24 protein-coding genes and 1 pseudogene are annotated in these 26,596 nt (G+C 48.9%); 4 read left to right on the forward strand and 21 right to left on the reverse strand.

The window, feature by feature from the left end; genetic code table 11:
* Positions 1-27: 27 nt before the first annotated feature.
* The 7 genes from ACFPQ4_RS08530 to ACFPQ4_RS08560 form a co-directional block, all read right to left on the reverse strand.
* Positions 28-1,746: a type 2 periplasmic-binding domain-containing protein gene (locus tag ACFPQ4_RS08530; RefSeq protein WP_378111366.1), complete on the reverse strand. Its 1,719-nt coding sequence runs from the start codon at positions 1,744-1,746 to the stop codon at positions 28-30.
* Between the two features lie 108 nt (positions 1,747-1,854).
* Positions 1,855-3,468: a response regulator gene (locus tag ACFPQ4_RS08535; RefSeq protein WP_378111367.1), complete on the reverse strand. Its 1,614-nt coding sequence runs from the start codon at positions 3,466-3,468 to the stop codon at positions 1,855-1,857.
* Complete coding sequence (locus ACFPQ4_RS08540; RefSeq protein ID WP_378111368.1) at positions 3,465-5,213, reverse strand: sensor histidine kinase; 1,749 nt, start codon at positions 5,211-5,213, stop codon at positions 3,465-3,467. The genes ACFPQ4_RS08535 and ACFPQ4_RS08540 overlap by 4 nt, the downstream gene beginning before the upstream one ends.
* A 153-nt stretch (positions 5,214-5,366) precedes the next feature.
* Positions 5,367-9,674: a glycosyl hydrolase 53 family protein gene (locus tag ACFPQ4_RS08545; protein ID WP_378111369.1), complete on the reverse strand. Its 4,308-nt coding sequence runs from the start codon at positions 9,672-9,674 to the stop codon at positions 5,367-5,369.
* A gap of 123 nt (positions 9,675-9,797) precedes the next feature.
* Positions 9,798-10,598, reverse strand: coding sequence for a lipase family protein (locus tag ACFPQ4_RS08550; RefSeq protein WP_378111370.1), 801 nt, complete (start codon positions 10,596-10,598; stop codon positions 9,798-9,800).
* A gap of 113 nt (positions 10,599-10,711) precedes the next feature.
* Entirely contained in the window at positions 10,712-11,326 is a 615-nt protein-coding gene (locus tag ACFPQ4_RS08555; RefSeq protein WP_378111371.1) for a hypothetical protein, read from the reverse strand.
* A gap of 168 nt (positions 11,327-11,494) precedes the next feature.
* The gene (locus ACFPQ4_RS08560; protein ID WP_378111372.1) at positions 11,495-12,463 is read right to left on the reverse strand and encodes a quinone oxidoreductase family protein; all 969 of its coding nucleotides are present in this window, start codon (positions 12,461-12,463) and stop codon (positions 11,495-11,497) included.
* A 365-nt stretch (positions 12,464-12,828) separates the two neighbouring features.
* Between ACFPQ4_RS08560 and ACFPQ4_RS08565 the strand changes: the two genes are divergently transcribed.
* The 3 genes from ACFPQ4_RS08565 to ACFPQ4_RS08575 are packed head-to-tail and all read left to right on the forward strand — an operon-like array spanning position 12,829 to position 15,332.
* Positions 12,829-13,722: a permease gene (locus ACFPQ4_RS08565; protein WP_378111400.1), complete on the forward strand. Its 894-nt coding sequence runs from the start codon at positions 12,829-12,831 to the stop codon at positions 13,720-13,722.
* Positions 13,719-14,696 (forward strand): TIGR03943 family putative permease subunit, encoded by a 978-nt coding sequence (locus ACFPQ4_RS08570; RefSeq protein ID WP_378111373.1) that lies wholly within the window; start codon positions 13,719-13,721, stop codon positions 14,694-14,696. Before ACFPQ4_RS08565 ends, ACFPQ4_RS08570 begins: the two co-directional genes overlap by 4 nt.
* 27 nt (positions 14,697-14,723) lie before the next feature.
* Positions 14,724-15,332, forward strand: a complete 609-nt coding sequence (locus tag ACFPQ4_RS08575; protein ID WP_378111374.1) for a 3'-5' exonuclease — start codon at positions 14,724-14,726, stop codon at positions 15,330-15,332.
* A 146-nt stretch (positions 15,333-15,478) separates the two neighbouring features.
* On the opposite strand, the gene ACFPQ4_RS08580 is transcribed toward ACFPQ4_RS08575, so the two are convergent.
* From ACFPQ4_RS08580 to ACFPQ4_RS08645, 14 genes and pseudogenes are all read right to left on the reverse strand, one after another.
* A complete protein-coding gene (locus tag ACFPQ4_RS08580; protein WP_378111375.1) occupies positions 15,479-15,895 on the reverse strand; it encodes a hypothetical protein in 417 nt (138 codons plus the stop codon).
* A gap of 15 nt (positions 15,896-15,910) precedes the next feature.
* A complete protein-coding gene (locus ACFPQ4_RS08585) occupies positions 15,911-16,078 on the reverse strand; it encodes a hypothetical protein (RefSeq protein WP_378111376.1) in 168 nt (55 codons plus the stop codon).
* Positions 16,079-16,237: 159 nt separating this feature from the next.
* Positions 16,238-16,648 carry a hypothetical protein gene (locus ACFPQ4_RS08590; protein ID WP_378111377.1) on the reverse strand — a complete coding sequence of 137 codons (411 nt, stop codon included), beginning with the start codon at positions 16,646-16,648 and terminating at the stop codon, positions 16,238-16,240.
* A gap of 289 nt (positions 16,649-16,937) precedes the next feature.
* Entirely contained in the window at positions 16,938-17,396 is a 459-nt protein-coding gene (locus ACFPQ4_RS08595; RefSeq protein ID WP_378111378.1) for a hypothetical protein, read from the reverse strand.
* 13 nt (positions 17,397-17,409) lie between these two features.
* The gene (locus tag ACFPQ4_RS08600; RefSeq protein WP_378111380.1) at positions 17,410-17,892 is read right to left on the reverse strand and encodes a hypothetical protein; all 483 of its coding nucleotides are present in this window, start codon (positions 17,890-17,892) and stop codon (positions 17,410-17,412) included.
* 253 nt (positions 17,893-18,145) lie between these two features.
* On the reverse strand, positions 18,146-19,378 hold the full coding sequence (locus tag ACFPQ4_RS08605; protein WP_378111381.1) for an IS110 family RNA-guided transposase: 1,233 nt from the start codon (positions 19,376-19,378) through the stop codon (positions 18,146-18,148).
* Positions 19,379-19,539: 161 nt separating this feature from the next.
* Entirely contained in the window at positions 19,540-19,746 is a 207-nt protein-coding gene (locus tag ACFPQ4_RS08610; RefSeq protein ID WP_378111382.1) for a hypothetical protein, read from the reverse strand.
* Positions 19,747-19,971: 225 nt separating this feature from the next.
* Positions 19,972-20,283: a hypothetical protein gene (locus ACFPQ4_RS08615; RefSeq protein WP_378111383.1), complete on the reverse strand. Its 312-nt coding sequence runs from the start codon at positions 20,281-20,283 to the stop codon at positions 19,972-19,974.
* 147 nt (positions 20,284-20,430) lie between these two features.
* Complete coding sequence (locus ACFPQ4_RS08620; RefSeq protein WP_378111384.1) at positions 20,431-20,979, reverse strand: site-specific integrase; 549 nt, start codon at positions 20,977-20,979, stop codon at positions 20,431-20,433.
* Between the two features lie 253 nt (positions 20,980-21,232).
* A complete protein-coding gene (locus ACFPQ4_RS08625) occupies positions 21,233-22,066 on the reverse strand; it encodes a sigma-70 RNA polymerase sigma factor region 4 domain-containing protein (RefSeq protein ID WP_378111385.1) in 834 nt (277 codons plus the stop codon).
* Between the two features lie 376 nt (positions 22,067-22,442).
* Positions 22,443-22,919, reverse strand: coding sequence for an Imm26 family immunity protein (locus tag ACFPQ4_RS08630; RefSeq protein ID WP_378111386.1), 477 nt, complete (start codon positions 22,917-22,919; stop codon positions 22,443-22,445).
* Between the two features lie 13 nt (positions 22,920-22,932).
* A complete protein-coding gene (locus ACFPQ4_RS08635; protein ID WP_378111387.1) occupies positions 22,933-23,475 on the reverse strand; it encodes a GIY-YIG nuclease family protein in 543 nt (180 codons plus the stop codon).
* 183 nt (positions 23,476-23,658) lie between these two features.
* Positions 23,659-24,895 (reverse strand): annotated as a pseudogene (locus ACFPQ4_RS08640) (IS110 family RNA-guided transposase).
* A 184-nt stretch (positions 24,896-25,079) separates the two neighbouring features.
* The gene (locus ACFPQ4_RS08645; protein ID WP_378111388.1) at positions 25,080-25,856 is read right to left on the reverse strand and encodes a recombinase family protein; all 777 of its coding nucleotides are present in this window, start codon (positions 25,854-25,856) and stop codon (positions 25,080-25,082) included.
* A gap of 168 nt (positions 25,857-26,024) precedes the next feature.
* Here ACFPQ4_RS08645 and ACFPQ4_RS08650 point away from each other — a divergent pair, with 168 nt between their 5' ends.
* Positions 26,025-26,225 carry a helix-turn-helix domain-containing protein gene (locus tag ACFPQ4_RS08650; RefSeq protein WP_373231856.1) on the forward strand — a complete coding sequence of 67 codons (201 nt, stop codon included), beginning with the start codon at positions 26,025-26,027 and terminating at the stop codon, positions 26,223-26,225.
* Positions 26,226-26,596 lie beyond the last annotated feature (371 nt).

Genomic DNA, 26,596 nt, shown 5'->3' on the forward strand with positions numbered 1-26,596 from the left:
GGCTGCCCCATCCATCCGCTAGGCGGTTTATTTAGTCGAAGCGTACCACTCGTTGACTTCTTTCGTGATGTCGTCTCCGCCGCCGGATTTCCAGTCGGCTACGAACTTGTCGAATTCGTCCAAGCCTTTTTTGCCGTAGATGATTTCGTTGAACGCTTGAAGCTCGATCTTCGTCAAGTAGTCTTGTTTAGACTGCATCGTCTTCGTCGCCGGTCCCGTGAACATGTTCGTGAAGGAGATGTCCGGCTGCGACAACAGTACTTTCGCCGCTGCAGGCGTTTCCGGACCGTAGTTGTTTTTCACTTCTTTCTCCAGACGGGTAACCGGCTCTTTGCCGTCCGCCAAGTTAAGAAGGGACTTCATTTGCGCGTCAGGAATACGAGCGCCGTCTTTCACGAGCCAGTAGCGGTTGATGTTGACTTCGCCGCCAGGAATTTTGTCCAGGTATACCGGGTTGCCGCTGGCGTCCAGGTCGTAGTCGTAGCCTTTGAATACGCCTAGATCCCATTCGCTTCCGACGGCCGGATCGGCCAAGTGATCGTACAAGTAGTTTTGGTACGTGAACAGCGCTTCCGGATGTTCCATGTTTTTGTTGATCAGCGTTACGCCGGAAGTGAACAGCGTGCCATGGCGACCTGCTTTGCCGTCTGGACCTGCAGGAATCGCATAAGGCTTCCACACCGCGGTCGGAACGTTTTTAGCCGTATCCAAAAGCGGCCATCCGCTCATCCAGTAAGGTCCTGGAATAATGCCCGCCGTACCCGCTACCGCAGGCTCAGCCGTTTTGTTCTCGTCCCACAATGCCGCTTCGGCCGGGATGTAGCCTTTGTCGCGCCATTGCTTAATCGTATCGAGACCTTGCTTGATCGCCGGGTTCGTGGAGCCCCACTCGAGGTTGCCGTCAGCTCCTACGTTCCATTGCCCCGGAATCGAGCCGAATGCGCCGAAGATCCAAGAAGGGTCGCCCATCCACGTGTTCATCGTCGTCTTGAAGCCGATGGACAGCGGCACGACTTTGTCCGGCGCCAATCCGTCCGGATTTTTGTTTTTGAACGCGTCCATGATCGTTTCCAAATCCGCGAGCGTCTTCGGTCCTTGAAGCTGCAGCTTATCTAGCCAATCTTGGCGAATCCAGAGCAAGTAATCGTGGTTGTAAGCGTAGTCGAGCACCGGAATGCCCATCTTCTTGCCGTCGCGGATGTACGGATTCCATACGCCCGGATCGATCGCCATCGCTTTCTTCCACGTATCGTTAGCGTACTTGTCGAACATTTCTCCTACGTCGGCGAACATGCCCGTGTCGATCAAATCTTGCGCCAATTGCGCGTCGCCGATCGTTACGACGTCCGGCATATCTTGTCCGGAGGACATCGCCAGGCGCATTTTCGTTACGAAAGCGTTATTCGTGTCGGTAACCGACCAAAGGGAATCGATTTTAATGCCGAGCGTATCGAGCGCCCATTTCGTTTGGACGTTGTTCTCGATCGACTCGCCGTTTTTGAACTTCAGCGCGGGGTCGACGCCCCATACGGTCGAGATCGTAACCGGCGGATCATACTTGTTCTTGTAGGCGCTTGCCGGCTCTGCGGAACCGGATGCGCTTGCTGCGGGCGACGATGCCGCCGGAGCGGACGAGGACGCGCCTGCGTCGTTGTTGTTGTTGTTGCCGGAGCAAGCCGTCAATAGCGACGTGAATAGCGCGAGCGTAAGCATTGCTTTCCAACCGGTTTGTCTGCGGGCTATCATGTTTTTCCCCCTCGGAATGTTGTCGTTATTTCTCTCACGTTTTCATTATAGGGGCGCCCGTTCGGTCAGCCTATGTCGCACATCCAACATTTCAGCACCTTTTCCAACCTATTTCTGATCTCGGTATTCGTTGGGCGTCATGCCGTAATATTTGCGGAACATTTTGCTGAAATATTGCGGGTTCTGGTAGCCGAGCTCCGACGTAATCTCGTATATTTTCTTATTCGTCGACTTCAGCAAGTAGAGCGCCTTCTCCATGCGGACCCGGATAATATAATCTCCGAGGCTCTCACCGGTTTCTAGCTTATAGATTTTCGAGAGGTAGACGGGATGCAGGTATACTTTGTCCGCGATCGTCTTCACCGAGATTTCGTGGCCGGTATCGTTCATGACCAGCTCATGCACCTGCTTGACGATATGGCTCTTCGTATACTGGTCGCTCTCCGACAGCTCGCGTTCAAGCTTCGCCAGCATCGTGTTCGCCCATTCCTTCAGCTTGTCGGACGAATGCAGCGTCGCCCCGTCAAGCAGCGGGTCGAGTCCCGCTTCGTTGATCTGGTGAATAAGCAAGCCTTGCTTGTGGGCGATATACATGAAGGCGTTCGTCATGGATAGGAACGCTTCGTACAGATGCTCCCTTGTTACGGACATCCGCTCGAGCGCGTCGAACACTTCGGCGACTTTCTCGTTCGCGGCCCTCCACTGCTTCGATTCAAGCAGATGCATAAGCGTCGGCGGCTTGTAAAGCGATTCGAGCGCCTTGATCGTCACTTGCTCCTGCGTATGATCCTCTTGGTAAATAATTTCCGGATGACGGCTCTTCCCGTGCTGGTACACGGTCGTAAGCGCGCTGCGGTAAGCGGCGGACAGCTCGTCCGGGAACACGAACCAATGGGTTACGACCGTGGAGATGTCCCCCTTCAAATACGTGAGCACCTTCTGATGGAATTCGGTGACGAGCGGCTCCAGTTGGCCTTTGTCCGCGCTTCTGCCGCCGCCTTCCTTGAGCGCGGCGACGAGCACGAGCGAATCGTGGGGCGCTTTGCTAAGCCAGATCCGATATTGCGAAGAGTAGATTTCCTCGGCTATATTGCCGACGGCGTATTCCATCAGCGAGAACGATTGCGCGTCGTATTGGGCAAAATGCTTGCCGAGGCGAATGAGCATCATGAACGCCATGTCGCCGTCTTTAAGCGGAACGTCGTACTGCTTCAGCTTCGACTCGATCGCGCGCGGCGACCATTGCCGGCCGAGCGCCAAGTCGCGCATCAAATTGTCCTTAAGCGCCGCCCGGTCGGACTTCATATCGTACCGCAGCTGTTGAAGCTGATCGGCCTCCGCCCATTCGTCGCGCAGCGAATCGATCGCGTTCGCGATGCTTTTCATAAACTCTTCGTCGTTAACCGGCTTCAAAATGTAATCGGACACTTGCAGCTTGATCGCGCGTTTCGCGTATTCGAAATCGCTATGTCCCGTTAATAGCAGGCATCTAATATTCGGCCATCGCTCGGATACCGTCTGCAGCAACGTAAGTCCGTCCATCTCGGGCATCCGGATGTCGGAGACGATAATATCGATCGGCTTTTGCTCCAAAATCGCTAGCGCTTCAGCGCCCGACGACGCGCAGTACACTTCGCGTACGTTAAGCTGCTCCCACGGAATCGTCATCCGCAAGCTTTCCGTCATATACGACTCGTCGTCCACGAGCAAAATCTCGATCATGCGGATTCCTCCGTTCCCGAACCGGTGTTGTCTTGCTGCCAATAAAGCGTAATGCGTAGGCCTCCGAACGGCGACTCCTCGATCGACAAACCTGCCTTCTCGCCAAAACGTAGCTGCATACGCTGGTTGACGTTCCATAACCCGCAGCCCGTCTTCTCGTCCATCGGCTCCGCAAGCTGTCTTTCCAATTCTTTGCGGCCTGCCTCGTCCATCCCGCGTCCGTTGTCGTCCACGATAATCCGATATTGGCCTTGCACCTCTGATACCGTCAATTGGATAAGTCCTTCGCCCGCTTTCTCCTCGATGCCGTGCAGGACGGCGTTCTCGACGAGCGGCTGAACGATAAGCGGCGGAATCTCGATTCGGCGCAATCTCGGCGGCAGTTCAATGCTCACCTTAAGCTGATTGCGGCGAAGCTTCTGGATTTCAAGATAGCTGCCCACGAAATCGAGCTCCTCCGACAAAGCGACGAAATCCCGCTCCTGGCGCGTCGTATAGCGATAATAGCTGGACAAATTTTCGGACATCGCGATGATCGCCGAATTGTTTTTCATCTTTGCCATGCTGGAGATGAAGGAGAAACAGTTATAGAAGAAATGAGGGTTGATTTGCGATTGCAACTGCTTCAGCCGCGCCTCCCGCACGTGGATCTGCTCCAAATACACTTTCTCGAACAGCTCTTGGATTTGCGTCACCATCGAGTTGAACCGCATGAACACGAATCCGAACTCGCCCCGGCCTTTTGGCTTCAGACGAACGGAATAATCCTCGTACTTCAGCTTTTGGAAGCTGCTTACGAGCTGCTTCAGAGGCGATTGAACTTGCGCGTACAGCACGTACGCCAGCACGCAGCTCATCAAGAGGAGGGATCCGACGGTTACATAGAACATCCGGTTCGTCTGTTGGATCGGACCGAGCACGTCGGCGAGCGGAATATAGTCGATCAAATACCATTGCGTAGCATCGGACCATTGCGAGTTGACCAAATAACGTTTGCCTTCCAGCGTAACGGTCTGATTGCTAACGTCCATAGTCCCTTCGGCTTCGAGCAGGCTGATGAGCTCTTCCGCGACTTTGCGATTGGCGCTGCTGCTATAGATGACTCCGACATCCTGCTTGTAGAAGAAAGGGTCCCTTCTTCCGTCGCTCTTGAACTTGTCGAGCATATCTACTATGTTGCGGCTATTGAATTGAACTTCGATAATGAGATTCGCGTTTTCCGGACGGTTAAAAGCATTGTACGGCGTGGCGGTGAACAGGGAAAACTTGAATTGTCCGTCGGCTTCCTTCTTCACCTGCCAGCCTTGCTTCATTCGCGCCTTCAGGTCGGCATCGTCATAGGCTCTCACGTCGTTGGAAGAGACGACCCTGCCTAGCACGGGAGAAAAAATATAGAGCGAGCTTGTCCAGTTCGAGGAGTTCTCTTGAATGCTAAGCTTGCGCTGGATGCGGTTAATGAGCGTAATCATGTCCAACTGCAACGAACCGCCGGAAAAATTAAACGTATCCCGCAGCTCTGAAATATCCGGATCGTGGATTAGGAGATTCGGCCATAACGAGATCGAAGAGATGTTCGTGTTCACTTGGTTTTGGAAAAAAACGAGGCGATTCGTGTTCGCGTCGTTCAGTTCATCGCGGAGTACGTCCGTATTCGTCCGATTGGAGAAAAAATAGAGCCCCATGATCGGGAGCAGCATGACGACAAGAATGAGTACGATCTTCGTGAACAGGTTGATTTTCGGCATATGCGCTCGTCTCCATCCATCCCGGTATGTAACAGCCAGAAAGAGGTTGCCCTAATAACGGGACAACCTCTTGCGTAAATGCTTCTATTGTAATCGCTTACTGGCCGATTGGAAAAGTAGACGAATGCAACTTTTTGAATGTTTTTGCAACCTCTAACCTCGAGCGAGGAGGGTTACGATAGCTTGTGCCGCTTCCGCGCGGGTTAACGTCGCCAGCGGCGCGAATTTATTGCCATCTCTTCCCTTCAGAAGGGCAAGGTCGACCGCCCGTTCGATCGCCGGTAACGCCCACTCGGCGATGAGGCTTTGGTCCGCGAAAGGAAGCTTCGCCGCCGTATCGCTCGTCTGCTTGGCTTCAGGATTCTGGAATTCATACGCTCGCAGCAGCATGACCGCCATCTCTTGACGCGTAATGGTTTTGTTCGGCGCGAATATCGTGCCGTCTCCGGACCCTAGCACGATACCGGCCGCGTAAGCGGAACTTACCGCTTGCGCGTAGGAGGCGGAAGTCGTGACGTCCTTGAACGGCGCATCGGCTTGAGCCTTAGGTAGCTTCAATGCCCGAGCCAGCATCGTCGCGAATTCCGCGCGGGTTACGGCGCGTTCGGGCTCGAAGCTTTCATTGCCCGTACCGTTTACGATCAGCTTAGACGCGAGTGACGCGATCGCTTTCGCCGCCCAATGGTTAGCAGGCACGTCCGCGAACGTACGGCTAACTTGCAGTACCGCATAGGTGCTGAAATGAGTGGCTTGCGCGATCAGGATGCCGTTCTCGTATCTGCCTCCGATATATTCCAGCTTCCCGTCATCGGAGATGTAGTAGACGCCCGAGCGTTCCGGATCAAAGCCCGTACCCGTTGCAAATCGAAGCGTTACCGGCTTATCGAAAGTCGTCAGGTTGGTCGAATGGCCGTCCGGCGATACATAGACCAATCCAAAGTCGTACACCGTGCCGACTAGCGTGATCGACGAATCGGAAGCATTCGCTGCTCTCGCGATGAGATCAGCCGAATCGTTATGCGGAACAGCTTTAACCGCGATATACCCGCCGCCGGCGCCAGCTTGCTTCGTCAAATCGGCAAGTAATTCCGCCGGAACGTCTACCGTAATGGCGCCGAAGTTCAAGGCGAGCGTGTTGCCGCCGAGCAATTGAGCGGTATCGGAAGGTAGCCGGATTTCGGTGGTTCCCGTAGGCACTTTGATATCCGTACGATGGTCGGACCCTGAGCCGTTTGCGAGAAGTTCCTCAGCATAGATCGTAACCTTACCGCCGGTTATCGGCGGCGTCGTCTGCCCTGTAGTTGACGTAGGCAGCGTGGTCGCCGTTACGCTCGGTCCGTCCGAAGTCCAGATGGAAGAATCTGCGCTTGCTTCGACCTTGAACGTATAAGACGTGTTCGGCTGCAAGCCGGCGACCGTATAGCTAGTACCCGTAACCGTCGTCAGCAGAACGCCGTTCTGATACACTTTATACCCCGTCGCGGCAACCTCTTCCGATACGCCGGACCAATTCAGCTTAAGTCCGCTCGTCGACTGCTCGGATGCGGTCAAGCTAGCTTGCTGCGTCCATGTCGGGACGGATACTTCTCTGAAAAATTCGATATCGTCGAAGTTGCCCCACTTTTCGCCCGGAGCAGCCACTTCGATTCCGATAACCGCCTGCCCGTTCGTCACGTGGATGTGTTCGATCGTATAAGTTCCCCAGACGTTCCATCCCGTATTGACGATCGGCGCGCTTGTCAGCTTATCGCCGCCGTAGCCTTCCGCGTACAATTTCAGCGTCGTCTCTCCGCCGCCCCCGGCCGCTTTTGCCTTCAGCGTATAGGTGCCGTCCGCGAGTCCCGTAATCGTCTGAGAGATCGTAAAGGCGTAGTCGGTTGCGTTCCAATAGTTAAGCGATCGCGATCCGCTGAACGCATTGCCAGCGGAGCCGTCGACCTTCGCGGCACCGGTCGTACCAGTAACCGTCCAGCCGGTCAGCGTAGAAGCAGCTTCGAAGCCAGGATTCGTCGCCAAATTGCGATAAGACGTTACGGTTATTTTAATCTGCACGGTTAATGAAGTCCCGGTCAAAGTACCGTTCAAAGCAAACGTTCCGATCCGGCTTAACCGGTCTTGATCCGCCGTCTCCCAGACGACCGGCGTCTGATCGATGCTGCCTTCGTTGAACAGCACGCCGGCCGTGCTTGGCAGCAATGTGGCGAGATCGTTCGCCGGAACGTTAGCCGATACGGTAATGCCGTCCGGATCGATCGCTTTTACGGCCGCTTTGGCCGGTAAATGGCTCGCGTCGAAACGGTACGCATCGAGCGATGGCAGCGCGTTGCCGTGGAAATCGAACATCGCCTGATTGTCCCACGCGTTGCCCTCGTTTATTTTCCAGCCTGCCTGGTAGTTTCCGTCTGTGTCTTTAGGCACCGGTATCCAAGCCGGCTCCCAATAAAATACGCCCGCGCCTTTGCCGCCCGTCGTATGCGCAACGGTGTTAAGCATCATCGTGAATTGGTCGTATTGTCCTTGCACCGTCGCAGGGAAACCCGCCGCTTCCGCATCCGCCGCTTTGGCGATATTGCCCCATCCGTCTCCATCCTCTAACGTGTACGGGTGCGCCGTCTCCGCTACGATAAGCTGTTTGCCGTAACGAGTTGCCAAATCGTTCAAGTTATCTTTCAAGTTCTTGTAAGTGCCGTGCCAATAAGGGTAGAAGGAAAGCCCGATGACGTCGAAATCGACGTTGCGGCTGGTCAAAGCGTCGAAGTAGCCGCGGAACAAACCGTTATTGCCGCCTTCGGCTAGATGGATCATCGTCTTGACCTCATGGCCGGCCGGTGTCGTGTCGTGTACTGCCTTGATGCCCGTGCTCAGCAACTGAGCGAGTTTATCGTAATTGCTCGTCGAACCGTCGGGCAGCATCATTCCCGGATTGATTTCGTTGCCGATCTGCACCATATCCGGATAAGCGCCTTCGGCCTTCATTTCGTTCAGCACTTCCGCCGTGTAGGCGTACATGGCATCATTCAGCTGCGGGAACGTCAAGCTAGCCCAAGCCGCAGGCTTCACTTGCGCGCCCGGATCCGCCCAAAAGTCCGAATAATGGAAGTCGAGCAGCAGCTTCAGCCCCGCGTCCTTCACTCGCTTAGCCATCGCTACCGTATGCGCCTTGTCGTTATATCCTCCGGCTTGCACCGGATCATTCCATATCCGCAGACGTACGTAGTTGACACCATGATCTTTCAGGATCGCAAGCAGACCCTTCTCGACTCCGTTGTCATAGTACTTGCCCCCGGCATCCTCGATCGCCGGAAGCGTAGATACGTCCGCGCCTTTAACGAAATCGTCGGCCGGCGTCGGCGGTGTCGTCACCGCCGCGGTCGGACCGCCGGTGCTCCATAACGCGCTGTCATCTCCAGCTTCGACCTTGAACGTATAAGACGTGCCCGGCTTCAAGTCGGTGGCGTAATACGAGTAGACCGTTCCGCTTACCGTCGTCTTTACTTGACCATTTTGATAAATACGATATTTCGTAACGCCAACGTTATCCGTAGCAGCCGGCCAATCTAGCACGACGCCCCGCGAGGTCAATTGGTTAGCATGCAAAGCAGCGTCTCCGCCCCAGACGGGAGCTTCCGCTGTAGCTACTGCTGTCGTAACCGTCGTACTCGGCCCATCCAAGCTGAGCAGGCTAGCCGCGTTGCTCGCTTGAACAGAGAACGTATATTGCGTCTCAGGAGTGAGGTCGTCGACATCGAACGTCGTTTCCGCCGTCGATCCGATCAACTGGCCATCCTGATAGACGTTATAACCGTTCACGTTAGCTACATCGTTCACGCCACTCCAATCCAGCGATAATGAAGTAGGCGAATGAGCCGTCGCGCTGACCGACTTGGACGCGCTCCACGTCGGCTCATGCTCGACTTTATAGAACTCGAAATCGTCGAAAACTCCCCACTTTCCGCTAGCAGAGACCTCGAAACCGATGCGAGCCTGCCCGCCTACGACTTGAATGCCGCTAACGGTATACTGGTGCCAATTGTTCCATCCATTATTCGTGACGGCAGTTGTCAGCTTGCTCCCGCCATAATTATCCGCAAACACATTAATGGTCGGTTCTCCGCCGTCACCCGACGCCCATGCCTTTAACACGTATTCCCCATCTGTTAACCCTGTGATCGTCTGGCTAAACGCGACTTGAAATGCGCTAGCGTTGTAGTAACTTATCGATTTGGCGCCAGTATGAATATTTCCATTGCCGCTTGCCATACTCAACGAGCTTGCTGTCCCTGCATAATTCCAATCCGTCCAGACGCTCGCCTCATTCTCGAATCCCGGATTAACGACGAGATTGACCGCCGCCGCGTTCCCCGTTATTGGACGGATCGCAAGTGACGCGATCGTCGAGAATACAAGCGCAAATGCAAGAAAAGACGAGAACCACCTGCTCGTCCGATTGGTGCTTAACATATCGCATTTCCTCCCCTATGCCTTATAGTTCGTGCTTCTGGAAATGAATTCAACTTCATTATAGAAGCGGCATCGGAAGGAACGTAGGATACGGTTACAACATTTCTGCACCTTTGGAAAGCATTATGCCAGCGACGGGGCAAAGCCCGGATTGTTCCTATCAAGCGCGGCCGCGTAAGCCGGATCCGACTTCGCGAGCTCGCGATAATAACTGCCGATCACATGGTTGGCGGACACCGAACCGTTGTTGAACAGAAGCGGTACTCCCTCTTTCACGTGCAAGTACCGATAAGTCGTATCCTTCCTCGGCGGCTTGTAGGTTTGCGGTGGCAGCTTGGGCACGGCGTCCAGCTGGTTGTACACGCGGTAACTATAACCTACGCGATCCGAATAGGCATGGACGAACGTCGGATCACCGACGCGCGGCGCGCCGAACGAATACACGACGGGAGATTGGAATCCCGCGTTCGCCGCCGCATCCGGCGCGCTTAAGGCGGCTAGCGCTCCGCCTAAGCTGTGGCCGGTTATGTGAAGCCGCTTTCGCGACGAAGACAACTTGCTTAACGCGGGAAGAATAACCGGCCGCGCGGAGTAATAAATATCCGATATCCCGCGGTGGCTTAATCCGCCTTCTTTTACGCATTTATATTTCTCCTGGCTAGCGATCGCGTCGGATATCCAGTCCGTCGTCGAGCTCGTGCCTCTGAACGCCAAAATAATCCGGTCGTCCGACTCGAGAATGAATCCGAATTTCTCCCATTGCCCGCCGAAAGACTTCGCTTCGAAGCTCTCCGCTACTTTATACCCCGCCGGAACGACGAACTGCCCCGACGCGTTGCCGTATTGCTCGTATGTCTGACTGCACACGGCCGCCAAGAACATCGCCATCCGATTATCGTAAGCGCCAGCACTCAAGCGACCCACCTCCACTACTCCTCCGATAATCTATTAATGGAGACGCGGCTAGGTGCCTATATACGACAAAAACGCCCAAGCTCCCCTTGGGAACTTGAGCGTTGCTCGTATTATCGTATCGCTTACTCGCTCTTCGTCGGCCGCTTCTGGCGGCTCCGCTCGTCGGCGGCGATCAATCGCGTCATATCGTCGATGAACTGATCGTCCGATGCGGCGGCATTGATCTTATTGTCAGGGAACCGAATACCCTTGCGAACCCAGTTGTTCGTCGCTTCGTTAAACACGAAGCCGATGGACAGCAAGTATTTCCGGCGCGCGTCATTGAACTCGCGAGGCTTGGCGGCGGGTTTCTCCGGCTGCACAGCCGTCGTTACGCCCGGAATGTCGTAGTCGTCGTCATCGTCGTCGCTCGGCGGCTTTTCCTTCGTGAGCGGCTTTTTGGGCTTCGGCCCCTTCAGCCAACGCAGGTCGTAACGCATTTGCGGGGTAATGACGTAGACGGACTGACCTTTAATATCTTCTTTGCGGATCTCGTTATAGAGCTCCTTGCGATTTTTGAATCCTTCGAGTACAAGCCGGATTTGTTCCTTCTCGATCACGATCGGAACGACTTCGTTGCCCGGCATGAATACGTCGCACATGACTTGGCGGAACAAAAATTCCCCGAGCACAGAGTCGAAGTAATTCGTGAAGCTGACGCTGACCTGCTTTTTGTTAAGGGTAATGATCTGATTCAACAATAATCCTCCTTAGGGAACGAACAAGCGGGCCTTCGGCCTGCCCGCATCGAACAACATCATCCTTCCATTCTAGCAGGAACGCGGCGTAATTCAAACCATATCGGCAAAAACGCCGCTCCCCCCTCGATGAAAGAGCGGGCAAGCGACGTGCGTATACCCGCGTGCTTACGGGATGAGCAGTATTTTACCGATGCTTCGTCTGCTTTCCATGTAACGGTGCGCCTCCGCGCCTTCGCTAAGCGGAAATAACTTGGGCGGCTCTAGCCGCAGCTTCATCGCAAGCATGTCGGCGAACAAAGACGACGCGCGTCGCACGCGATCTTGATGCGTCGTCACATGGTTCCATAGATCGCCGCCGGTCAACGTCTTCGACGAATCCATGAGCATTCTCGGATCGACGGGAGGCGGATCTCCGCCGGCCATGCCGTAAAAGACGACGGCGCCCTTAGTGCGAGTCGCTTCGAAGCTGTCCATGAGCGTCGACCCGACGGAATCGTATACGACGTCTACCCCGGAGCCGCCCGTCGACCAATCGCGTGCATCGGACACCCAGTCGGAATCGTACAGCAACACTTGGTCCGCGCCCGCTTTGAGCGCGAACTCGCGTTTCTCCGCCGAAGAAGTCAAGCCGAGCACGCGCGCACCTTTGCTCTTGCAAAGCTGCACGAGCAACTGCCCTACCCCTCCGGCTGCGGCATGGACTAGCACTTCGTCCGATCGTTTCACGGGGTAGCTATCGTTCGCCAAGTAGTGGGCGGTAAGGCCTTGAAGCAGCACGGCCGCCGCCTGCTCGAAGGAGATGCCGCCCGGTAGCGGAATAAGCCGATCCGCGGGAACTAGCACCCGCTCCGCGTTCGCGTGCGCGACGTCCGCGAATCCGACGCGATCTCCGACGGCGAATGCCTTCACCCCTTCGCCCACTTGCTCGATGATGCCGGCTCCTTCGTAGCCGAGAATATAAGGCACTTTGCCCGCCAAATGATAATTGCCGCGTCTGCGGTAGATGTCGGCGAAGTTCAGTCCGATCGCCTGCATGCGGACGATGACGCTATCCACCTGTATTTGCGGGTCGGCGATCTCCCGAACATGCAACACTTCCGGACCGCCGAATTGTTCGAACGTTAAAGCTTTCATCTTCCATCACTCCGTATTCGATCGCTTTAGCGCTATATAAATTCGCCAATCCTTGGATCAGTATTGCCACTATTTTAGCCGTTTCTTCACTTGCCAGCAATTGCATGACTAGAAGTGCGACATCGAACGCCGCACAATCGTTATTAAGGTAGACGATCCGCTATATGTTCGCAGTCTCTTAGAGCTTAGCTAACCACTATTAACCCAGTTGCCCATCAATTGTCATTTCATTGTTAAATCATTAGACACATCTCGTTGCAGGAAACGGTTAAAAGCGCGTGGAAATACCCATGATGGCTCAAAACTTACGCTAAGCAGGTGCAATAGTGACGACTTTCTATCAATTAAATACGATCTTCCTGAGCATGATCATGGAAGCCATCCCGTTCGTGCTCGTCGGCGTGCTCATCTCCGGGCTCATCCAATCGTTCATCACGGAGCAATGGATCGCGCGCGTCATGCCGAAAAACCGCTTCCTGTCCTCGCTTCTCGGCTGCAGCGTCGGCGTCTTGTTCCCCTCTTGCGAGTGCGGAATCGTCCCAATCACCCGCCGGTTGCTCAATAAGGGCGTTCCGCTCAACGCGGGCATTGCCTTCATGTTAACGGGACCGATCGTTAACCCGATCGTCCTGTTCTCGACGTTCATCGCCTTCGGCAACGATTGGACGATGGCGGCGATCCGCGCGGGCATGGCTTTCGTCGTTGCGCTCGCCGTGTCGCTGTCGGTTGCCTTTCTATTCCCGACATTGCCGCTTCGCGCGTCGCAGCAGCAAATCCAAGCCGCCGCGGAGACGGCCGCAACTTCGGCCACCGCGACGCAGGTACGCAAGGCAGCGCCAAGACGCCCTTGGTACGAAAAAATTTATCAAGTGCTGTTGCACGCCGTCGAAGAATTTTTCTCCGTCGGCAAATACGTCATTTTCGGCGCGTTCATCGCGGCCAGCATGCAGACGTTCGTGCCGACCGCTACACTGCTCCATCTCGGTAGCAATCCGGTTACGGCTTCTCTTATTATGATCACGTTGGCGTTCATTATGTCGCTCTGCTCGGAAGCCGATGCTTTCATCGCCTCCTCGTTCCGTTCGACTTTCTCTACGGGGGCGTTGTCCGCGTTCCTCGTATTCGGACCGATGGTCGACATTAAGCAGACGTTAATGCTGCTCGGCACTTTCCGCGTCAAATTCGTCGTCGTGCTCATCTCGCTTATCGTCGGATTTACTTTGATTGGTTCGCTTATCGTTGGGAGGTTATGGGGATGATTCGTTTTTACATCATGTTCGGGTTCGCCTTCATGTTCATGCTAATCCGCTGGGACGGCAAGCTGAACATGTACATCAATACGAAATACACGTACCTCTCCACCATCGCCATCGCGATGCTCCTGCTGTTAAGCTTAGTAGAAGGGCTTCGGATGTACATGATCGAGAGGGCGAACGAGAAAAAAGCCGCGTTAGCCGCGGAAGCCGCTGCCAATGGAGAAAATCATGCGCATGGGCATGAGGAGTGCAACGATCCTACGCACGATCATAGCCATGATCATAATCACGATCACCACCATCACCATGATCACGACCACGATCATGACCACGGGCATTCGCATGCGTCGCCGGTTAGATGGAAGCGCGTCGTCGGCTACATGATTCTCGCGTTCCCGATTTTCACGGGTATCTTCTTGCCGGTGCAGACGCTCGATTCGAGCTTTGTTAAAGCCAAAGGCTTCTCTTTCCCGGGCATGGACGACTCGTTCTCCGACGAAAAGAACCCCGGCAACCATCAGTTTCTGAAGCCGGATTCCAGCGTGTTCTATTCGAAAGACAACTATAAGAAGGTCAAAAACAAAGAATTGGCCGAATTCATCAACCTCGATTCGCTCGCCTTGAACGACGACAACTACATGAAAGCGATGGAGGTCATCTACAACAGTCCGGGCGACTTCATGAACAAGAAAATTTCGTTCACCGGTTTTACGTATAAAGGCGAGCAAGTGGACGGCGAGCACTACTTCTTGTTCCGCTTCGGCTTCATCCACTGCGCGGCGGATTCCGGCGTATTCGGGATGCTCGTCGATTTTCCGAAAGGGACGACTTTACAGGACGACGACTGGATCGAAGTTACCGGCAATCTCACTTCCGAGCTCTATCAGCCGTTCAAGCAGACGATTCCGGTGCTACACGTTACGTCCTTCAAGAAGATCGAACAACCGAAAGACCCTTACGTCTATCGCACTTTCTAAACTCTATGCCGCTCAGGAGGCCGCCCGATGAAGCTGGACAACATTACGGTGCTCGATTTCGAGACTAGCGGATTGGATCCCGCGCGCGACCGCGTCATCGAGATGGCGGCTATCCGCTGTTACGGCGGCGAGATCGTTAGCCAATTCAATACGCTCATTCGGTTCGATGGCCGGCTGGCGCCGAAAATCACGGAAATAACGGGGATTACCGATGCCGACTTAGTGAACGGAATGGACGAGGAGACCGCCTTCCGGATCTTGAATCGCGTCATCGGAGATAGCATCATCGTCGCGCACAACGCCATGTTCGACCTTAGCTTCCTGCACCACACGCTGCTGCGACTCGCGAACCGTTCCTTCAACAACTCGTTCCTCGATACGCTCACGATCAGCCGCGCCCGGCACGTCTATCCGCATAATCTCAAGGAAATGTGCACGCGATACGGCATAGAGCTAGAGGGCGCGCATCGCTCGCTTAACGACGTATATGCCTGCTGGAAGCTGCTGGAGAAGATGAACGAGGAACAAAGCGTGGAGCCTGAACTGAACGTGCTCGGTTACTTGAAAAAATTCGGAATGCCTAAGTGGCATCCTCAGCATGCGAGTTTGGTGTCGGTTGAGATTAAGTATGCTTAGTGAGATTGTTGAGATAAAATAGGGTCTTGTCCATTCGATATGTAGGCAAAAGAAGAACCACATGGAGTTGTTACACTCGCATGTGGCAGAAGAAAGAAATCTTGAAGGCATGAAGCCAATCAATGTTATAATACTCTGCTTATTTATCAATCATAATATCCTTGTCTAAAAACAAACACGCCTTCTACTTTCTCTTTTCCTGAACGACTTAGTGAAGGTACAAAGAGGGCTATTCCACATTCATAAGATGTCAATCCTGTCTCATCAATTTCAACATCTTTATCCAATAGAAGAAATAGTTTTTTGACCTCTTTAAATTGTGCTCCAATAAGTTTTTCATTTTGAAAGATTGGAATAGAAGGCTCAAATAGTTCAATGGCTTCACAAGTATCGTCCTGTTTATAGTATACATGACAAAAATCAAATGCATCAGTCAAAGATTCACTCGTTGGTGTCTTTTTAAACTCTTGAACATCACTTTCTATCACGTTTCGCACTTCATTTCTAGTCATACCGAATCTAATTTGTCCAACACCTTTGAATGATTGAATCAATAACTCCATAGTTGTCACCTCTTCTTATTTTTTCTTTTTAGATGACAATAATTGATCGGTATATTTTTGAGCTTGGCTAATACCTTTATCATATTTATTGCCAAATTTCGAACTAATGTCTTTCCAATCCAATTGTTGTGCTTCTTTAAATTTTCCTTGACTAATTAATTTCGCTTGTTCAGCTCTATACATATGTGTAGATATTCAACGTAAGCGGATTCTCAATCTGCCCCTCATACGTATCCTAGTCAATAAAGCGTACTTCTAATAAAATGGGCGGCAGACTGTTTTTGCTACAATCGCCGCCCGACACTATGATTGATGCTCTAATACTTACTGGATACTACTGGGTTAATCATTAATTACAATTGGCAATACTTCTTTACCGCAACTTGGACAGTTCCATTCAGGATACACTTCAGTCCAAATTTCGCAGTATATGCACCATTTTCCATACCATTCAGGGTGTTTACTATTATTTTCAGCAGCTTCAGGTTCAAGCTTAGAAAAGACCCGTAGTCTTGACTTTTCATAAAGGTACTGGATCTCAGGAGGTACTTCTAAAGGGTCAATTACAGGTTTCCACCAGCACCCATTAATCTCAACATCACTTCTAGCAGATTCAGACTCTAGGATTTCCAGAGGCTTTTCAGGCCAGTTGCTTAGTTGAAAAAACTCTTCTTCAAGAATGCTCCAATCATCCCAACTAGATAACTTATCAATTCTTTTATTGAGAGCATCTTCGTTGATGTTCCATTTCAAATAAATCCCCTACTTTTTTTGGGTAGTTTGTTTGTACCGCTATTAGGTAAACCGTTTTTGCTTAAACGAGTATTAAAATCTTTCAATGCATTAAAATTTGTTTCTAATACATACTTGATGCTTGATGCTTTTGTCTCACGAGCAATTAGTAATCTACTATTACCGTCCCTTGCAACAAGGTATGTCAACTGGTATGGCAAAAGAAAAACCACATGGAGTTATTACACTCTTATGTGGTCTGATAGTTTTTAACCAATGCTAAGGCTATAGTTTTCTAAAAAAGATTTATTCAGTCTAAATCCAAGTCTGATAAATCAATTTCAGGTGTGTTTTCTTCACCATAAACATATTCGCTATTTCCAATTATCTCTTTCTCAACGATTTGTTGAACCAATCTAACATCACTCGCGGATACATTATAGTATCCAAACACCTGAGTGATTGCTTCAAAGTAACATTTTAAATATGGAACTATTTGTTCTGAGGCACTTGTAATTTCATGATACGGAAGCCATAGACCCCAATTGATAAAACCATCCCTAATATTTATATCTGGGCCTCTTACCTCAACAGCAACTGTCTTTTTGTTCGTAGAGACTATTAGATTAATAAGTAGACCTTGAGTGGCAAATTCTTTAATTTTTGATGCAATCATTTCGTTCAGACTTTTTCTAATATAAAGGTCGACTTTATAACTAATTGAAAAATAACTCCCTGATTCACTAAATAAACTACATGTTGTAATCAAATTCCTATTCCTCCTATCTTTTAATTCCAGGATGATTTTGATTACCGGGTGGAAACTTCTGATTGCTAGTATAGTAACTTTGAACATACTTTGTTTCAACTTTCTTGATATTCGCTGTACTTATACTCTTATTCTCATATATTACCTTGCCTGTAACTGAGCTTCCAGGATTTTGTTTTTGTAGCTTATTTAATTGCGTTTGTAACCTCGTAGGGTTCCCCGTGGATGAGGTTTTAGTCATATCTGCTTTCCCATACTTTTGCAAGTTACCATCAACTTTTATCTCATATACTCCCTGGTGACCAACATAATTGTCTGAGTTTTTATGAACTTTTGCAGCAACCTTCACAGTATCAACTGTCGTACTCACTGCTTTAGCAGCTTTTCCCGTTATCTTAAGTGTGGTAGTTACTGCTGCCCCACCAGGAATAAAGTTAGAAGCCAAGCTGACGCCAGCCATTACCCTTGAACCAAGCGATGCATTCGAGTTGAACAACGTCTTAATGTCGTCTCCGACCGCAACATTATAGGCTGTCTTCGCAGCTTTCGTTACAGACTTGAACGCCTTCTTAAGACTCCAATGTCCAGTCGGGTCGATGTTGATGAGCGGGTTATTCTCAACGTACGTATAAATGTTCAGACTGAGTGGATTATCGATCTGCCCCTCATACGTATCCTAGTTAATAAAGCGTCATTCTTATTAATGTTCGGGCGGGATTGTTTAGCAATCACCGCCCACAACAATTGTATCATCCAGCATGTGAATTGGGTACATTTGGAATAACATAAGCAGCTTTTGTTCGCATCAGAAAGTGAATGATGTTCACCAGCTTTCGCATGATGCAGACGATGGCTTGTTGCTTCGTCTTACCCGCTGCCAGTTTTTGTTCGTAGTAGGCATGAAAATATGAATTTCTAGGCTCTCTCTTGGTGCGGGTAACGGCTATCTGACGTATCGCTAAAGCTTTGATAATGTCATGCAGTTCCCGATTGCCCTGCTTACTTTTGTAATTGCGCGATTTATTGCCCGAACCGACCATAATCGGAGCAATCCCGGCAAAGCGTGCCAACTTGTCTGCATTCGCAAAACGATGAATATCGCCAATCTCCGCTACGAGTTCCGCTGCGGTGACTAGATCAATCCCTGTCATCGTCTCTAACCGGAAGCCTAATTGACCCATTAACTCTCGAATCTCGTTCTCTACACGTGTCAGATTGCGCTCAGAGCTGCGGATATCTCTTACCAAGCTTTGAACGATGAAATCGCGTTGATCTTGAAAATCACGCAATGTATCTCCATCCGCATCAATTAATTCCTTGATTTGAATAGCCTTCTTGGTAGATAACCCGTTGTTGCTTAACTTCCGGAGGAACACCGTCAATTGCTCTGTCGTCACGTCTTTCAACTGATGTGGAGACGGATACTTCCACCAAAAGGCCAACGCGGTCTTGCCGTCCACCTCGGAGAAGAACTTCTTGTAACTCGGATAGTGATAACCTAGCTGCTGATGAAGCCTCTTCACCTGTCCTGACAAGTGTTTCGCAACCCATCGGCGTTGATTGACCAGTTGACTGATTGCCCAGTACAAATCGATCGGCTTCGCGTCAGGCAAGAATGGTAACTCATCGCGCAATACCCGCGCTACATTCTCTGCATCCCAAGAGTCCGACTTTTGAACTGTGACATGGCTCTTACGTCTTGCATTAGCCAGCTTCGCGTTCACTTCCTTGACCCAACAGCCGTTCTCAGTGAGATACACGGCTAAGGCTCGTCCATATCCACCTACGTCTTCCAGTCCATATACGACTTTCATTTCCTTGGTCAAATGCTTCTTTATTTCTTTGGTAAACGACGGGAACGCGTTTGGCTTATTATCGAACTTGATCTCGCCCAGCTTCTTATTCCAACAGTCGATGATTACGGCCGTATGATGCTGCTTATGCAGGTCAACGCCGACATAAACATAGTGTTGTGGATTCATAAATATTTTCCTCTCATCATGTAGACTAAAACCATCAACGGCAACAAGATAAGGTAAAAGCGTAAGGCTGCATCCTCAGTTCGAGCGGACGGGCCGCAAAGATACGCTAGCAAACACTTACGCTTCTTTTATCCAATTTCTTGCTGCTTGGTTTCCGGTCTTTACTTCACATGCTCTGAAATAAAATCGCGTTCTTTCTTGCTCAAATATCTAATCGATTTGTCGAATGTGTACAAATATTTCGCTTTAAGCAAAATCAACTTGTTCACGTCTTGATCGCCTACAGCTTGCTTTAATACCGGAATCAACTGCTTGTTGGTTACACCGAATCTTCCGGGCACTACCAGTTCGGTTTGTTCTTCGCTCATGGATACGACCTCCGTCAAATTAGTTCTTTACGGGAGCGATCGTATCAAGACGAGAGGAACTCGTACACGGTCATTTCTTTTCAGTTTTCAAGGTGCGTGTTTTCATTTTTTTTGGTCTTCTAATTTCACCCAAACATAGTACGAAGTTGGCCCAACTTTATTAAACAAAAACAAAAAAAACTATGACACGAATGAAAATCGTGCCATAGCGATTAGTTTGAACTCTTAGAACCAGTCTCTTGCGATTGTCCAACGTGCATTCCATGTTACAACTTGCTTCGGGTCGAAATGCTCTTGCATGATCTCCAGTCCAATGATTTGTTCGGGGCTGATACTGAGTAGATGCGGCTTGGGTACGCTATCGTAATCCCAAAAATGAAACTTATAATGCTTATTATTCGCTCTCAGACTAGGCGCTAAATCGAGGGGCGCACATCTTCTCATTAACGTCCGGTTATCTTTCGTCCTGAATGTTAATCGTACAATCTGTTTATGTTGAATGGCCTCGGCGAAATTCATAAGTAATTGTTGATTCATGTTTACACTTCCTGTCCACTTGCTTTCACTTCAATATTTCATACAAGTCGTTGGACAGATAATTACTTGTGCCCGTTCTTGAACGGGAAGTGTAAATTTATTGCTCGTTGAAAAGTTACAGTTTTGACACTTCAACTCTAATTATCCTTACAAATTTAGGCTGATGTAGATTTCATCCAATTCCATTTTTGTAATCCCTATGTAGGCCAACGTCACACTTGGCGAAGAATGATTCAGCAGCTTTTGAATGCGGGTAATGTCCACTCCGCTCTGATACGCATGGTAGGCAAAGGTTTTCCGGGTTGAATGCACGCCAATCGCTTCTTCAATCCCCACTTGTTTTGCCGCTTCGTTTAATATGCGATACGCCTGCACACGTGATATGGACTTATTTCCTTTGCGACTTGCGAATAACACGCCGGATACTCTACCTGTGACTTTAACAAATTCATGAATCGCTTTCTTGCAAATTTCAGAGAGCGGAAAATCTTTGCGCTTTCCTGTTTTTTGTTCTCGGATGCTGATCCGCTCTTGTTGATGCACATCTTCAATATTTAGTTTCAACAAGTCGGAAATGCGAAGACCTGAATTGATTCCTAATACCAACAACAGATAATCGCGAATATTTTGACCGCGTAGATATTTCTTCATCGCATCGATTTGTTTCTTATTACGAATAGGCTCTACAAATTCCATATTCATCACCGCTAACTAAATGTAATTAACTATATAGTTATTATATAAAGTGTTACATTCATCGTACACGGCTTTTTCAGCACATGAATGAAAATACCCACGAAGGTATGCTGCTTAAGGCCTCGTGGGTATTTTGTTCATGTAACACAATGTAATTGTGTTACTTAACTAGAAATATGCCTTGGAAAATATCTCGTGATTCGAGGGCCATCCTATGCGCAGTCTAGAGAATGACCCGATTTTTTAATGATTTTTAGTCAGAGCAATTTTCGCGTTCATATGCCAACCATAATTTCTGTAGTTGCTCGCGTCTTCGATATACGGTCATACGTGGGATCTTGAATGTGCTCGCAATTTCAGCAACAGATAGCTGCTTATCTTGAAGTAAGTAGAACAAATGCGCTTGCTGTTTCGACAAACGTGTTCGAACAAATCTTTCGATATATTGCTCCGTCAGAACATGCTCTACATCAGATTGCTGTTGAAAATGTTCGGCTAACTTAGGTTCATCTAACAAGAGTAGATTAACTTCTGCTTCGCTATAAAAGTTTAAGTTTTGCAAGCTGAGTTGATTATGGCACTTGCTATTGAATTTGCGAAGCAGATTGCCACTATAGAATTCGACTGCTTTTTCATAATAAGTAGCAAAGTTCAAAGTACGATGATTCTTCGCGTCAGGCTTCCAATCGTGAATCGCATGGAGAAGAACAAGATACAACTCGTCTTGTAATTCATCAACTGTCGTGCCCGTTAAAAATAAGCGTCGAGCCATAAAAGGTAAACCTTTGATGATGAAACGGTTTAGGTATCGATCGGTTAATTTCTTGAGATGATCGTGCCACATGGTATTAAACAAATTAGAATCATTTGTCTGTTTATACTGCGCCATTAAGGTGTTTAGTGTTTCAAATTCTTGTCGGCCCCAGCTCTGCACGTTTTCTTGTTCTACTGTTGCTCGATGTTCAGCTTCGGATTGATTTTGTTTGGCTAGATTGATTTGATCAATGTCGGCTTGAACGGCGTCATATAGTTCATGGAATCTTTGTTCGATCTCAGGCGTAGTTTGTTTTTTACGTTTTTGTTTCATGCGTTATGTCCCTTTCTTTTTTAGGGATATTAAACGCAATTGAGGCAGATTTTTTAAACGAATTAAAAATGACCAAGCTTTGGGCTTGGTCGGCGTGAATGCTAATGTGATTTACTTCGTGAAGGTCGCTTCGATTTTGCTTTACTTTCTTTCTTGTAATTTCTCGTTATACGATTACTTTTCCTTTCAACGTTCTTAATATATAAATAGTAAGTTCGACGTGATTTGTAACATTAAAATTCAGTTTTTTAATAAGCTAATTATCCGCTTCATTCGGCACTGGGTGGGGATCACAATCAAGAAAAAGAAAAACCACATGGAGTTGTTACACTCGCATGTGGCAAAAAGCACGATATTAATTTGGTCTTATGGATTATCAATATTTATATTTAATTTTATCGAAATACGGATACCACTCGCCAAGTCCAAAATGCGCCTTAGTTGCTTTCTCCAAAACCGAAGGTGAAAATGAACTATGGGTATTCAAATTCTCTTTCTCACTTTCTGTCGCAATGCGCAAAATATTGCCTTGATAATCAGTAACATGATATCCACTAGACGTGTCGACAATGTACTCAGGAAATACTATACCCTTTGGCACATCTGTATTTCCAATTAATACCCAGTCACCATCTTCAATTGGTACATCAACAGTGTGCGTAAAATAAATGATTTTGTTACTTACAATATCATTAATATCGGGATGTGATTCCGCTAATAAATGATAGATAACATAGATTTTGGGATGCCCTCCCCCCACAACTTGTCCGTAACCAAATTGATTTTCGCCAAGAGGTATGGCGAATACATCACCAATTGCAACAGTAATGCCTGATTTCTTCTTTCGAACCAATTGGACTCACTCCTTACTTTTTCTTTTTCGGAGGTTGGATTCCGTATTGTTCCCACTTCTTTTCGCTAATCTGATTCCTCTTATTTTCTAAATTCTTTACTCCACCGTGTTCATTTATTTTTTTCTGTTCCAATACATCAAGTTTTTTTCCAGGCTCTGCTCTTCCAACTATTTCGAAATGATATTCTGCATCTTTATTAGCCCTACTATGTTCAGCTTGTCTTTTTTCATAACGTTCCATACTTTTCGATTGACCAATGTATTCTTTTCCTGTGTTTAAATCAGTTCGTTTATAAATTATCCCTTTTGCAGTATCTCCTGCTTCTTTGACTAGTTTCTTTTCAACAGCTTGCGCAACTTCTTTTGCGACTAGCTTAACTCCAACCTTGGCAATTGCACCGCCGCCCGGAATAAAGTTAGATGCAAGGCTCACACCTGCTAGGAGCTTTGCACCAAACGATGCGTTGGAGCTAGTCAGCGTTCTTATGTCATCGCCGATAGTTACATTGTAAGCCACTTTGGCTACAGTAGCTACCGCCTTAAAAGCCTTCTTCAAACTCCAATGCCCTGTCGGGTCGATGTTGATTAACGGATTATTCTCAACATACGTATAGATGTTTAACGTTAGCGGATTATCAATCTGCCCCTCATACGTATCCTAGTTTATAAAGCGTACTTTCCTAATAAAATGGGCGGCTGACTGTTTTCGCTACAATCGCCGCCCGATACTATGATATTATCATGCCGCTACACTACTGGATACTACTGGGATTACATATGCTGACTTGGTTTTCATAAGGTAGAAGATGACGTTGACGAGCTTCCTCATAATGCAGACAATCGCTTGTTGCTTGGTCTTACCCGCCGCCATTTTCTGCTCGTAGTATGCATGGAAGTAAGGATTGCGCGGCTCTTTCTTGGTACGAGTAACGGCAACCCTTACGAATCGCAAGGGCTTTGATGATGTCATGTAGTTCTCTATTGCCTTGCTTGCTCTTGTAGAAACGAACCTTATTACCCGAACCCGCCACAATTGGAGCGATTCCGGCGAATCGTGCAAGCTTGTCAGGGCTTGCGAAACGGTGAATGTCTCCAATCTCTGATACCAGTTCAGCAGCCGTTACAAGTTCAATGCCTGTCATCGTCTCTAGTTGGAAACCTAACTGTTTCATCAGGCTCTCGATTTCCTGCTCGATACGGGCTATCTCCCGCCCGTAAAAGCGGATACTCTTAACAAGACCTACGACAATAAAGTCTCTCTTGTCTTGAAAGTCGCGGCTTGTATCGCCATCTTCGACTATTAGCGTCAGTATCTGTTCGGCTTTCTTGGTCGATAATCCGTTATTGCTAAGCTTTCGGAGATAAGTTGCTAGTTCCTCCACCCCCACGCCTGACAGTCGAGAAGGTGACGGATACTTATGCCAAAAGGCTAAAGCCGTTTTACCGTCCACTTGAGAGAAGAACTTCTTGTAACTCGGATAGTGATAACCTAGCTGCTGATGCAGCCGTTTAACTACTCCTGTAAGGCTCTTAGCTTGCCATTTACGCATCGTGACTAGCTGACTAATCGCCCAATACAAGTCAATTGGCTTGGCATCCGGCAGGTTCGGTAGTTCATCCCGTAGAACCTTTGCCACACATTCAGCATCCCATTCATCAGACTTCTGAATCGTCACATGGCTCTTTCGTCTTGCATTGGCTAGCTTGGCATTAACTTCTTTTACCCAACATCCGTTCTCCGTCAGGTGAACCGCTAATGCCCTCCCATAGCCGCCCACGTCCTCCAAGCCATACACAATGGACATTCCCTTTTTCGTATGCTTCTTGACTTCCTTCTCTAGATGCGGGAACGCTGTGGGCTTGTTGTCAAACTTAATTTCTCCTAGCTTCTTATTCCAACAGTCAATGATTACGGCTGTATGATGCTGCTTGTGAAGGTCTACCCCCACATATACCAATTTGTCAGGCTGAATCATTCTCGTCACTCCTTGTTGTTAGAATTGAATAGTTACTGACGAGCAGGAAACAATATTCCCGCCCATTAGTAACCACCCAATTGGATGGTTACGGGTATTGTCTAATAATCAGGTCGCATCCTCAGTTCGAGCGGACAAGCCGCAAAGACACGTTAGCGAATCCTCATTTTCTACAATACTCCGATTAAATGATTGCTTGGTGTAGCCCCTCTGCTTCTATGCCGCCATAGCGGTATAGCCCTTGATATAAGCTCTTGCGGTCTAATATCCGCTTTACTTGCACCTTCGTAAACATCTTGCCTTGTTGCGTTGTAAAGCCTTCCTCATTCAATGCTGACGCTATTCTCTCAAGAGTCCAACTCGGGTACTGTTCCCGTATGTCAAAGAGCCGTATTACTGCTTGTGCTTGCTTCTCGTTTACTTCTATTGCCTTGTTACCTTTACGGGCTTTGTAGCCGAACGCCGCACGTCCTCCGGCATAGCCGCCCTGTTCAGCCTTCTTATTACGTCCTCTGCTTAATTTCATGCAGATTTCAAGTCTCTGATAAGCGTCTAGCAATTCCATAAGTCCATTGATTAGAAAGTCGGATGGGTCTCGCTTGAAGATGGAATAAGTCGGCTGATCAATGCTTTTCACATCAACTCCGTACTTCTTGAACTCCCGATGAACCAATACCTTTACGATGTCAGACCGCCATAAACGGCTCGTATTGAGCACAACAACTGCGTCATAGGTTCGGGTGGCTAAGGCTGACAACATGCTCTGAAAGCCAATTCTGTCCACCTCTAGCGCATCCTCGTCCACCTTCGCCCCGCTGATTCCTTCATCGCTGTAGACATTTAGTAAGTTCCATCCTTGTTCCTGACAATAGGAACGAATTTCATCCTTCTGATACGTTAGACTGTAACCATCTTTGGCTTGTCCACTCGTTGAAACCCTGACGTAACCTATGACATTCATGCTATTTATCCCCCTCCGTTACGATAATTCAGATTAACGTAACGCTTAACCGAATCATAGCTAGATTATATACCGCTTAACCGAAACACACAATGACTTTTACTTAGAACGATGATATAATCGTGTCAAAGTTTCAGTACGGTTAAGCGTTACTCTCGGAGGGTAAACATGGCGATACGTGTAAGGCTACGTCAGATATTAGAACAGAAGGGGATTTCCCAACGGGAACTCGGGCGAATAACAGGACTCCGCGCGAGTACCATTAATCATCTTTGTTCTGATAACGTAGACAGGGTTTACTTAGAGACACTTGAACTCGTCTGCAAGAAGTTAGACATCCGTATTGAGGAACTCATAGAGATTGATTGAGTGGCAGCACCGCCCTCGGCGGCAGCGGCGGACTCCATGTTCTTTCTTGTAAAGAGCAATCCGCCCACTTTACCCCCCAAGAATCAAGAATCTCCCCCGAAATCGCAGACCGCCAACGGCGCGTCTGCTGTTTCTTTTTCAAGTGATTCTTTAGTTGATTCTTGTAATTGAGTATTAGTTATATATCTTATTAGTGAGACTCTCAGACGGTAAGCAACAGACTTTACGTCCATCTCTCAGACTTACTGTCTTCCATCTCCGTCACATAGTCCACTTCGCGGACAAATTGTCTACGAAGCCTGTTTTTGAGTATTTCGGCGCCATAGAGCCATTGAGTTAATGAGTGAGAGCCACCATGTTAATGAAATAGA

Source organism: Cohnella yongneupensis (assembly GCF_042655785.1).
In the GTDB taxonomy this organism is placed as follows: Bacteria; Bacillota; Bacilli; order Paenibacillales; family Paenibacillaceae; genus Cohnella; species Cohnella yongneupensis.

Coding starts and splice junctions, on each gene's coding strand:
- ACFPQ4_RS08530 (WP_378111366.1), bottom strand. CDS start 1,746: ATGATAGCCCGCAGACAAACCGGTTGGAAAGCAATGCTTACGCTCGCG.
- ACFPQ4_RS08535 (WP_378111367.1), bottom strand. CDS start 3,468: ATGATCGAGATTTTGCTCGTGGACGACGAGTCGTATATGACGGAAAGC.
- ACFPQ4_RS08540 (WP_378111368.1), bottom strand. CDS start 5,213: ATGCCGAAAATCAACCTGTTCACGAAGATCGTACTCATTCTTGTCGTC.
- ACFPQ4_RS08545 (WP_378111369.1), bottom strand. CDS start 9,674: ATGTTAAGCACCAATCGGACGAGCAGGTGGTTCTCGTCTTTTCTTGCA.
- ACFPQ4_RS08560 (WP_378111372.1), bottom strand. CDS start 12,463: ATGAAAGCTTTAACGTTCGAACAATTCGGCGGTCCGGAAGTGTTGCAT.
- ACFPQ4_RS08565 (WP_378111400.1), top strand. CDS start 12,829: ATGATCATGGAAGCCATCCCGTTCGTGCTCGTCGGCGTGCTCATCTCC.
- ACFPQ4_RS08570 (WP_378111373.1), top strand. CDS start 13,719: ATGATTCGTTTTTACATCATGTTCGGGTTCGCCTTCATGTTCATGCTA.
- ACFPQ4_RS08575 (WP_378111374.1), top strand. CDS start 14,724: ATGAAGCTGGACAACATTACGGTGCTCGATTTCGAGACTAGCGGATTG.
- ACFPQ4_RS08580 (WP_378111375.1), bottom strand. CDS start 15,895: ATGGAGTTATTGATTCAATCATTCAAAGGTGTTGGACAAATTAGATTC.
- ACFPQ4_RS08585 (WP_378111376.1), bottom strand. CDS start 16,078: ATGTATAGAGCTGAACAAGCGAAATTAATTAGTCAAGGAAAATTTAAA.
- ACFPQ4_RS08605 (WP_378111381.1), bottom strand. CDS start 19,378: ATGAATCCACAACACTATGTTTATGTCGGCGTTGACCTGCATAAGCAG.
- ACFPQ4_RS08610 (WP_378111382.1), bottom strand. CDS start 19,746: ATGAGCGAAGAACAAACCGAACTGGTAGTGCCCGGAAGATTCGGTGTA.
- ACFPQ4_RS08615 (WP_378111383.1), bottom strand. CDS start 20,283: ATGAATCAACAATTACTTATGAATTTCGCCGAGGCCATTCAACATAAA.
- ACFPQ4_RS08620 (WP_378111384.1), bottom strand. CDS start 20,979: ATGGAATTTGTAGAGCCTATTCGTAATAAGAAACAAATCGATGCGATG.
- ACFPQ4_RS08625 (WP_378111385.1), bottom strand. CDS start 22,066: ATGAAACAAAAACGTAAAAAACAAACTACGCCTGAGATCGAACAAAGA.
- ACFPQ4_RS08645 (WP_378111388.1), bottom strand. CDS start 25,856: ATGAATGTCATAGGTTACGTCAGGGTTTCAACGAGTGGACAAGCCAAA.
- ACFPQ4_RS08650 (WP_373231856.1), top strand. CDS start 26,025: ATGGCGATACGTGTAAGGCTACGTCAGATATTAGAACAGAAGGGGATT.